Annotated in this window: 5 protein-coding genes and 2 pseudogenes; all 7 read right to left on the reverse strand. The window is 40.0% G+C overall.

From position 1 onward, the window contains the following. Positions 1 to 273, reverse strand: a pseudogene (locus WKF69_RS04150) (hypothetical protein); the annotation flags it as partial. A 60-nt stretch (positions 274 to 333) separates the two neighbouring features. After that, positions 334 to 1,608 carry an amidohydrolase/deacetylase family metallohydrolase gene (locus tag WKF69_RS04155; RefSeq protein ID WP_340379717.1) on the reverse strand — a complete coding sequence of 425 codons (1,275 nt, stop codon included), beginning with the start codon at positions 1,606 to 1,608 and terminating at the stop codon, positions 334 to 336. Between the two features lie 32 nt (positions 1,609 to 1,640). Then, on the reverse strand, positions 1,641 to 2,882 hold the full coding sequence (locus WKF69_RS04160; protein WP_340379719.1) for an amidohydrolase/deacetylase family metallohydrolase: 1,242 nt from the start codon (positions 2,880 to 2,882) through the stop codon (positions 1,641 to 1,643). A gap of 234 nt (positions 2,883 to 3,116) precedes the next feature. Then, complete coding sequence (locus tag WKF69_RS04165) at positions 3,117 to 6,338, reverse strand: DUF4962 domain-containing protein (protein ID WP_340379721.1); 3,222 nt, start codon at positions 6,336 to 6,338, stop codon at positions 3,117 to 3,119. Between the two features lie 139 nt (positions 6,339 to 6,477). Continuing rightward, entirely contained in the window at positions 6,478 to 7,206 is a 729-nt protein-coding gene (locus WKF69_RS04170) for a carbohydrate-binding family 9-like protein (RefSeq protein WP_340379723.1), read from the reverse strand. Between the two features lie 176 nt (positions 7,207 to 7,382). Then, complete coding sequence (locus WKF69_RS04175; RefSeq protein ID WP_340379725.1) at positions 7,383 to 8,942, reverse strand: SusD/RagB family nutrient-binding outer membrane lipoprotein; 1,560 nt, start codon at positions 8,940 to 8,942, stop codon at positions 7,383 to 7,385. Between the two features lie 106 nt (positions 8,943 to 9,048). Further along, positions 9,049 to 10,519, reverse strand: a pseudogene (locus WKF69_RS04180) (SusC/RagA family TonB-linked outer membrane protein); the annotation flags it as partial.

Here is a 10,519-nt window from a genome sequence, read left to right on the forward strand (position 1 = left end):
AGTAGAGACCGCTTCCATCGCAAGCCTTACCTCGGGTCGGGCCACCGAACCTCCCATGATGGTATTAGTCCCTTTGCAATTTACAAAAGGCTCCACCCCAATAGATTTCAAAATTTTGTGGCCTCTTTCTGCCAGTTCAGAATCAGGTGTTTTCGAAACGCCTGATAGAAAAGCAAATCCATTTGTATTTTGAGAAACTTCAGTCTGAATTACTGATGCATTTGCCGCAAAAGGAAGCAAAGTCAGACCCTTTATTATATCTCTGCGTTTCATATTTTTAGATTATTAGGTAAACATTTTTTTTTAACCATACCCGGCTGAATAATAGCAACTCTATTTTATTTCCATTTTTGTTGCTCCACGCCCGTTTAGATCCCATTCAATTTTTCCCGCACGAATGGTTAACTCAGTTTCCAGCTTTTGAGTACCCTTCATTACATATCCATGAGAATCGATATATCCAAAAACTCCCTTTTTAAGATTTAAAACGGCAATATCGGCTTCGGCGCCAAGACTTAAATGGCCAAGCTCCGGCCGCTGGATTATTTGGGCAGGTGCCCATGTCGACTTTAAAATAACATCATAAAGAGACATACCCATATTCAGGAACTTGGACATAATATTATTCATGTCTTTCATACCGGCATTCATATTGCCAATATGCAAATCGGAACTGATTGAATTTGGAAACAGCCCCTGGTTAAGGGAAGGCAAAGCCTGGGAGAATACAAAGCCATTACCGCCGTGACCGACGTCAAATATCACTCCTCTGTTCTGCGAATCTTTTACATATTGCTTAACCTTGCCCTTTTCGTCTACTAAAACCTCTTTGTAGAAAGGTGCTGAGGTAGCCCGCTTACCCGCATGGTACATATGGGTTAAAATATCTCCAGGTCTCAGTTGTTCCATCAGAAGTCTTTGGAGAGAATTTGATGGAGGTAATCCACGCCAATCGATCATAACAGGTCTTTTTGAAAGCTTACCGGCCATAACCGCACTATCAACCGGAATAGATTGCAGTCCATTGTAATGCGCAACCTTAAATCCTACAATATCATCTTTATAATATTCAGCAAATCGGGCTGCCATTACCGGGCTCATATCCGTTGAATCCTGCTCCTTCGCTCCCATTCCATCACCAACTATATTCAAAAAGGCGAGAACGCGTGTTTTAGACTGATCTATAATGTTCTTTTTGAACAATGGGAATGACCTCCAGCCCGAACTCCCTGCGTCTACTACAGTGGTTACTCCCGATCTGAACGTAAAGCCATCCGGAGGAAGCGAATTCGGTCCATCCATATAATGTTGATCTTCGTTCGTTCCTGCAAAAACATGGACGTGAATATCAATGATGCCCGGAGAAATGACCAATCCCCTCACATCAACAACTTTTTTAGCCCTGGCGACAGAAATATCAGGGGCTATCTGGGAAATCTTTCCATTGGTAATACCCACATCCATTTTTGCGTCAATTTTGTTCTTGGGATCAATCAGTTGGCCGCCTTGTAAAAGAAGATCAATTTCTTGTGCGAAGGCTGGGCTATAATATCCGGATAGAACTGTAAATAGCAGCACAGTTGCCACTATAATCTTTCTTAATTTCATATCAGTAATTTTATAAAAATTTAATTTCTATTTCACCATCTGAATTGATCTCCCTCACGAAAGAAGTTATTCAGCGGAGTAGCTATACCATTCAAATCATACACAATTCTTCCACCTTTGATTGTTATTTCACACTCAAATTTTTTATTCCCAGTCATTTTGTATCCTGCTGTTTCATAAAATCCAAACTTCCCTTCTCTCAGGCTGAATACTACCAGATCTGCAATCGCTCCGGGTGAAAGATTACCTAATTCTTCTCTTTTAATTGCTTTAGCTGGGCTCCATGTACTCGCTTTTACCACATCTTTCAAACTCATTCCCATAGTAAGAAACTTGGACATTACATTCATCATATCTTTCATGAAAGAATTTATGCTGCCAATTGAAATATCAGTACTTATCGTGTTGGGTACAAAGCCTGTCTTCATCGCTGGGATTGCATTAGAATACCTGAATGCTGAACCATGCCCTACATCGAAAATTATACCTTTCTTCTGAGCTTCCAAAAAAGATGGCCGTATTTTCATGGTCTGTTGATCAACAATTCTGTCACGTGCATTGATATCTTCGATAATTGTGTACGTATGTGTGTAAATATCGCCCGCTCGCATATGCTTGAAAAATAAATCTTCCAGTGACGCATGCGGATGGTTACGGCCACCGTCCAGCATAATCGGCATATTCGCGAGGTTTCCCGCCTCAACTCCACGGTCTACCGAAGTCCAATCCGGCCCTGTAAAATCGACCTTAAATCCAACTATATCTTTGCTGGACATTGCCAGTTTAGCTGACTCAGATGCAATTTTATCCCCGGTACTTTTTTCAAAAGCACCCCCTTTATATCCATCACCATTGATATTCAGGAACGCCAAAACCCGGGTAACTGATTTATCTATGATTTGCTTTTTAAAGTTAGCAAACGACTCATAGTCTGAATCTCCAGCATCAACTATGGTCGTTACGCCAACCCGTAAAGTATATCCATCAGGCATATTATATCCCAAGCGCGAATGAATATCGATTAAGCCCGGTGAAACATACATCCCGGCAGCATCAACTACCTGGGTTGCCTGATCAGCATTTATACTTTTGGCAATTAATGCTATCTTACCATCATTAATTGCAACATCCAGCACTTCATCAATATTATTCTTGGGATCAATAACATGCCCGCCTTTGATTATGATACCATAGACTTTACTGCTCTGCTGAGCATAAACAGATAAATTCGATACAATGAAAAGCAGGAACAATAATTGTTTTATCTTGATCATTGTTTTGAGTCGATATTATTTAGGTATAAAATTAATTTTCAATTCTCATCATTTCCCGGTTTAGCTCCACCGCTATTTAGAAAGCATTTACACCCGGTACCAGTTTCCATATTAACTCCGATATTTATAAGTGCTTTCATAAGGCATTTTCCAATACATCAAAATGGCTTTATGCCGGACTCACTGTCTCCAAATTGATGCCGTTGATCCTGCATTGGCATAAATACTGAACTCTTATTTATTAATTTTCAATGGAACTGTTCCCCCAGGTAATTTTACAGTCACAGTTTTTAATCCTTCCTCATAAGCCCAGTCGTTAAAAGTCGCTCCGTTAATCTGAACCGAGGACGGCTTACCTGAAACCAAAACCTTAATTGTAAATCCTTTGGCTGATTTAATTTCAGCATCAATGCCTGCAGAAACCAGGGCCATTGTACCTCTGGTGCCTACATCTGTACTCAACGACAAGCCGTTACCAGAGATTGAACTTCCTTCGTAGTAAATTTTCTGGAGAGCCCCGGATTTGTCATAACTGGCAGTAAATCGCTTCGCATCAGTAGTAAAACCTCCGGCTAAGCCATTTTCTGTCCCAATTCTAAAGAAACCCATGTCTGAACCATTAGCATGCATCATTTTAGCACCGATCCATCCCGGAGCCTCCAGTTTCGTAGTTACCGGCGCAGGTCCTTTACTGCCTGCCCCTGATTTCGATTCCGGTAAAATGACTGCAAGGAAATTGACGCGATTGAGATCAGGCTTACTTGCCAGATCAAGAAACGACTCATAGAAAACTTTTCCCACACCTTTATCATAGATTTTTGAGGCATCAATTTCCGGGCTAACTATATCCATGGTCAATTTTGCTGTCGGACGATCAATAATCATTCGACCTTTATCATAACTGATGGTCGTCTGGTAATTTTCACCCGCAGGCGCATGGAATAACCAATCGTAGACATGTCCTTTCGGAGACTTACTTTTTACTTCATCAAACAAGAAGATCGGCCCTGTTTTGGTATAAAGTAAGGTACGTGAATACTTTTCAAGTTTACCTTTATATACGGAACTCAATTCACTTTCCATTCCATCAGCATCTTTTCCATTGAATAAATGCAAAACTCTCGGCCAGTCACGTAAAGCTTTAATTCCATTATCATAATGACCAGGTGCCTGGCTTTCGGGGTCATGATCAACAAGCATCACATTATGTGCATTAGCCTGAACGTGATAACTTAAGTATTCAAGATTCGCATAATAGCCCAACGGGCCGTAAGAAGGATCAGTAAGCAGCGTTTCACCATTTTTCATAATCTGGAAACTTCCCTGATCATAATGATAGTGGTTCGAATTCGGACCAACGCGGGTACTTAACACCATTGACGCATCATCCCATCCGGAACGCATAACCATACCTTGTGCAGTAAAAAACTTAGATGAAGGCAATGTTTCTCTAGAAACCGGAGTAATATCATCTCTATACCATAAATAACTCAGATAACCTCCCTTCCCGGATTCCCAGAATGGTTTTACATAACTATAGAGCAATGGATTTTTTGTCCGGTTTACCAACCACCAGGCATGAATCTGTCCGCCAACATCAACTTTTGATCCTCTTGCCCCAGCACCATCACCATAATCCTGCATTAAACCATCAGAATAGCTGGCTTGAATGAGGTATTTGTAAAAGTTCTGAAAATTGGTTGTGGTAGAATAATCTACTCCAAAATTTCGCTCCAAAGCGGGCAATAATTCACCCATATCTCTGCTTGCCATGTTCATATAGCCACTTTTTGGTTCCCCATAACTTCCATCTTCATAATAAGTCCGGTCGATAAAGGTTTTCGTTTTGGTCAGAATTCCTGAAATATATGGCTCCAAGTAAGGATTGGATGGATCATCTCCATAAATAGCTGTAGCGGCCAAACCCATACCGCCTGCCAAAACTGCAATGTGATTGGTTTGGTTCGATGGCATACGATTCATTTCAACCATATCCCGATGAAACATTTTTAAACCCTTGTCCATAATGGCAGTCCGCACAAATGCACGTTCTGATTCAGAAAGCAAGTCATACAGCATATCATAACCGTAGGCAACAGGTTTAATAGTGTATCCTACAGGATAATAGGTCCAAAACTTACGCTCCAACATCCAGTCTGCATTCCACTTTTTAAATGAACAGAGTTTTAACAATGCTTTTTTAGCCTGCTCACCCGCTGCCCGATCACCTTTAAATGCATATTGGAAACTACCTTCCTCAATCACATTACCAAGAGTAGAGTTAGGGTTATTCCATAAGGCATATGAGTTAAATCCAACTGCAGTTTTAGAATGAGGGCCACCAACAAGGTTTTCGGCAGTTAAATCTCTTCCTTCATTAATTTCGTCGACATTCACTTTCATGAATTCTGTATGACTCAAAGCATTCTCAAGAATACGATTTGCTACCGGAGATTTTTCATTTGCTAGACGATTCTTAAGTTCATCAGCAGAGAAATATAGTCTTGGGTGGCCATTGACCTGTTTTCCCGGCATCAGGAAACGTAAAGTCCCGCTTAATTCTCCCCCTTGTTCATCTATCCCTTTTAATCTGATCTCCCATTGACCCCTGGCGTCTTTTTCAGCAAGTTTATATATTGCAGAATTCGCCCATTCATTCCCACTGCGACTGAATGATATATTATCCTTAACAATTTTCCCCTGGCTGTCAACTAAAGTACCCACTACTTGCTTCAGACTTAATTTTCCTTCAGGTGCCACTTTCACACTTATATTATCGCCAAAGAAAAAATGCTTATTCAAAATAGAAATATCGAACATATCCAGATTGGTAGAGCTGGGGGAAGTAGCGATAAATTGTCTGTCGCGCTCACCATTAATACGGAAATCATCCATCAGAATGGTATAGGTGTACAGATAATTTACTATTGGGTAAGTTCCTTTCAGAGTAATTACCTGAATATGCTCCTTAGCCCCAAGAGAAGTACCATTCAGTTTAAACGCCGAGATCGGCAGATCAAGCTCTAACCAGGTATTTGCCCTTGGATTATCAATCTTATGGAAGTAACGTTTGCCTTCGAAAGTACCAAGAGAAAGTTCTAGCGATTCGGCGTTACGGTCTCCCTGAAAATATACGGCAGCTTTTACCCGGCTATCTGATACCGTATACAGATTCAGTCGCCTTGTAAATCCCTGATATAGATCATTGACATCATGGGCTTTAAACGGACGGGCAAGAGCATACTTGCTATCCTTGTAGGTTGGCGACTTTACTGCATAATACAGCGCGTCAAAGCCTATATCCTGAGCATAAGGATAGGTTTCCCAGCCGAAAAGCTCACCAGTTTCAAAATCATTGAATAAGGTATAAGGGATCCGGCTAAGTGGTTTTTGCGCATAGGCCAGATTGACAATTAGGCCTACTGCTACAGCGGAAAGGATAAATTTTTTATTCATATTTTCTTTTTATGAGGTTGTTTTATTATTCTATTATTAAGTTGTCCATTGGATTATCCGTTAAACAAGCCATTGGGTATCCTATACTCAGATATTTAACATCCGTTCTGCATTTCTGATCTTATTCCTCTATTCCAAATTATCTAAATACCAAAATTCCAAAATATTGTGGAAGATGAAACTGCGGTTTAGGATTATGGACTATGGACCAAGTGAGATAATGCGGATTGGTACTTTTACTTGATGTTTTATAAAAATTAGCTTTCCATTTAACTCCCTTTTGCGGTTGAGTAAAATTTCCATATTTACCGAGCAGAGACAAGGGCATCTTAAACTCGAGGAACCAGGTTACTGGTTCACTAATTTCCTGATCTAGTCTCTTTGGCAGTGTATGCGCAACTTCCACAATACTAAAATCTACTTCTTTTACATTGATTCTCTTCCCGTCGATTTGATAAGCCATTAGTGCCGTACCGCCCGCATTTAACTCGATATTAAAATATCTCAGGGGCCACTCCTTGTCAGGCGAGAAAAAGAATTCTACACAAGCATCGCTGGATACCGAACTATTGAACTTAGTATTCTGGATCCTGACATGACGGTCTTCAACTTTATAAATCAGGTAAAGGTTTTCCTTATCATACATCATCTTTGCATTGACCACAGGCTCGAACAGCGGAATTCCACCCATAAAATTGCGTATCGGGATTTCCTTAACTTTCTTCCACTGAGCCTTATCCCAATTTGCATCAACTTTTAATGTTCCTTTTAACTTCCTAACCTTGTATACCGCCGGTTTTTCAGATGAGTTTGCTATCGGAAGCATGTAGAACAAGATGAAAAACAGCAGAGCGGATATTTCCTTCATAAAGGGTTTTAATTTATTTTAATTCATTGTAGCATAGTAATGCAATACCCTATCTGATTCTAAAAAGCGCCTATCAGTAATCTATAAGTTTTTTATTTATTAAACCCTGAAAATTGAAAAATCAGATAAGAGAGGAATTAAATCCCTCCCGTATCTGATTCTGATATTATAACAGATTATGGCTTTTTATCCCACCAAAGTTTGGTACTGTTTTTATCAGGACCACCCAATAAAGAAACTGCAGCAGTTACAGCAGTTGCGTTGGTTGAGTATTCTGTTGTGGTAAACGTAAGTCTCTTCATAGTTCCTGTAACCGGAACATCTGGATTTAAAGAGTTAATGATTGGGTATCCTTTTGGATATCCTGTTCGTCTTCTCTCAGTCCATGACTCCCAGCCATCAGGATAAATGGCTATCCATTTTTGAGTGATGATTTGCTCTAACCTTCTTTCGAAGCTGCCTGTAGCCGCATAAAGAACAGGAATGTCAGACGCGGGTGGTGTGTTATAAGCATCAGCAATAGCAACCGGTGTTTTTGAACTGGTAATATAAGCATCAATTGCAGCTGTCGAAGCAGAAGTACGTTCAGTTAAAGATGTTCTGATACCCGTATTGTACATATCCTGTGCAGTACCGCCCATGTTCCAACCTCTAAGTGCACCTTCAGCTCTAAGGAAATAAACTTCAGCTGTAGTTAGTACCCTGTTCGGAGTAGTCGTACCTGATCTTCCGATGGAAAGCCATTTTGTACCTACAAATGAGTTCTCATTATTAAGTACTGCTGATTTAGCTTGGGCCGGAAGACCATTTCTGAAGCCTTTATAACCACCACCAACAGCTGCAGGAGCAAAATACTCACCCACACGAGGATCCTGAAATCCATTTAATATACTAGCCGAAGTAGCACTCATACGGAACTCATTAATATAAGTAATCCGTGAAAGTAGGTTAATTGAGTTTGCTGTAGATATTAAGAATGCTCCTTCAGCATTTGTTGTAAATACACCTGCAGCAATTGCTTTTTCAGCTTCTGCTTTGGCCAATGCAGGGTCAACATAAGCCAGGCGGATAGCTAATCTTAAGCGTAAAGAGTTCGCAAACTTTAACCATTTATCTGCACTACCTGCATAAATCTGATCGTGTGCTACAAATGCAGATCCACCTGGATTTGCTTTTAAAACAACACTGGCCTCGTCCAGAACCTTAAAGAAGTTTTTATAAACAGCTTCCTGAGAATCATAAGCTGTACTTGTTTTCTTGTTTCCGAATTCAGAATAAATGATCGGACCGAAGTAATCTGTCATACGGTGATAGATTTCTACTTTCCAAACTTTAGCTATTGCATTGGCAACTCCATCAGTATTTTTCAATACCAAATCCAACTGTACTGCAGGAGAGGAGTAGAAATTACTCCAGTTACTTGCAGTCCATGAACCAACATCCTGATACTGATCAGAGTTAAAGTTAGCATGAGTGGTTGCAAAATACTGCGAATATATATCTCCGTAAAGATTTTGAGCAACCTGAAATACCTGTGCATGAAGTCCAAAGTATTGAGACTGTGCAAAGGCCTGACCTAACAGATTTTGATCAATCTTACTTTCTGTAATTAAATGTTTTGGAACATTAAGATCGTCAAACTTATCTGTACAAGCTATTGGACCTGCCAACAATATTGATGTAAATATACCAGTCAAAGACTTGGCATAGTTAGTTTTAAATTTATTTATAATCATAACAATGTGTTTAATAAAAATGGTCAGCTATTAAAAATCAATTTTAAGATTTAATCCGTAGGATCTGGTTGTTGGTGGAGCAAATGATTGGAAACCATCCGAATCATTACCTACCGGCAGTAAAATCAGGATCCAAAGTTTTCGATGCTCTGTATAAGAAAAATAGATTTCTGCCTACAAGAGAAAGCTTCACTGCAGATACTGGTAATTTACCAAATACTGTTTTCGGTATATTGTATCCTAATACGAATTCTCTCAGTCTTGTGTTGGTTGCATCTGAACTGAACGCCTCGCCTACCGGTGCATTTCTGCCGCCAATACCCTGCCAGAATGCTTGCGCAGTAACTGGAGTAGTATTTGGAGTTCCATCTGCTCTAACCGCAACTTCGTTTTTGAACACATCACGTCCGAAAACCAAAGTGCCATCTCTGCCGATAGCAGTTTCTTCCAGAAGACCTGAACCTGCTAGAATAGCATCAGTTAAAGAACCTACAACTCCACCTTGTTTGTGAGAGATAGTGAATGAAGCACTAAGTCTTTTGAAAGAAAGTGAACTGGAGATACCGCCAGTCCAATCCGGATTAATATCCCCAATAAGAACAGATTTAGCTGCAGTATAGGTAGGCAAACCATTTGCGCCAACTACTACTCTTCCTTGCGAATCTCTAATAAATCCTCTTGAGTACAGCCTACCGTACGGCTGCCCTTGTTCAACTACGAAATCACGGAAAAATGAATCACCACCTACTACAAGTCTTGGACGCTCATCAGAAAGCTTCAACACTTTGTTCTTGTTCATAGCATAATTGAAATTCAAATCCCAATTGAAGTTTGTGGTTTTAACAGGAGTACTTGAAATAACTGCTTCGAACCCCTTATTCTGAACATCTCCACCATTGATAAATGCAAGACTAGCTCCAGACCCTACAGGAAGAGCGATTGTAAATAATTGATCTTTCGTGTTTGTTTTATATAAAGTAAAGTCAAATCCTAATCGATTATTTAAGAAACGTGCATCTAAACCAAACTCAGTTGAAACCGTTGTCTCAGCATGAAGATCTGCATTAGGTAATGTTCCGCTAAGCGCCAAGAAACCTAAGTTACCACCTGCACTGAATACAGCAGTACGTTCTAACTGGTAAGGACTTGGACTGTTACCTACCTGTGCCCATGTACCTCTGATTTTAGCAAATGTAATTGCTGAAGGAAGAGTCATGAGATCAGAAAGTACAACACCTAAACCAAGAGATGGATAGAAGTATGAACGATTAGCAGATGGAAGTGTAGAACTCCAGTCGTTCCGCCCGGTTATATCTAAATAGATTGCATTTTTAAATCCGATAGTTGCAGAAGAATACAATGATTGTGTTTCATAGTTACTACCCGGGAAATAAGTTGCAGTTGGTAATGTCGTGTTAGTTAATGCAAAGAAGTTTGGAACAAGCATGGCAGTACCAGTACTAGCTGTCATCGTGTTATTTCTATAACTTCTGATACTTGCACCAAGGTTGAAGTTAACATTCCAGTCTTTAGCTACCTCTTTATCATAAGTTGCCAATAAGTCACCATTTACCTGA

Origin of the sequence: Daejeonella sp. (assembly GCF_037719425.1) — a bacterium.
Classification (GTDB): Bacteria; Bacteroidota; Bacteroidia; order Sphingobacteriales; family Sphingobacteriaceae; genus Daejeonella.

Bases quoted from the DNA above. Each gene is read 5' to 3' on its own strand.
- WKF69_RS04170 (WP_340379723.1), bottom strand. From the start codon at position 7,206: ATGAAGGAAATATCCGCTCTGCTGTTTTTCATCTTGTTCTACATGCTT.
- WKF69_RS04155 (WP_340379717.1), bottom strand. From the start codon at position 1,608: ATGAAATTAAGAAAGATTATAGTGGCAACTGTGCTGCTATTTACAGTT.
- WKF69_RS04160 (WP_340379719.1), bottom strand. From the start codon at position 2,882: ATGATCAAGATAAAACAATTATTGTTCCTGCTTTTCATTGTATCGAAT.
- WKF69_RS04165 (WP_340379721.1), bottom strand. From the start codon at position 6,338: ATGAATAAAAAATTTATCCTTTCCGCTGTAGCAGTAGGCCTAATTGTC.
- WKF69_RS04175 (WP_340379725.1), bottom strand. From the start codon at position 8,942: ATGATTATAAATAAATTTAAAACTAACTATGCCAAGTCTTTGACTGGT.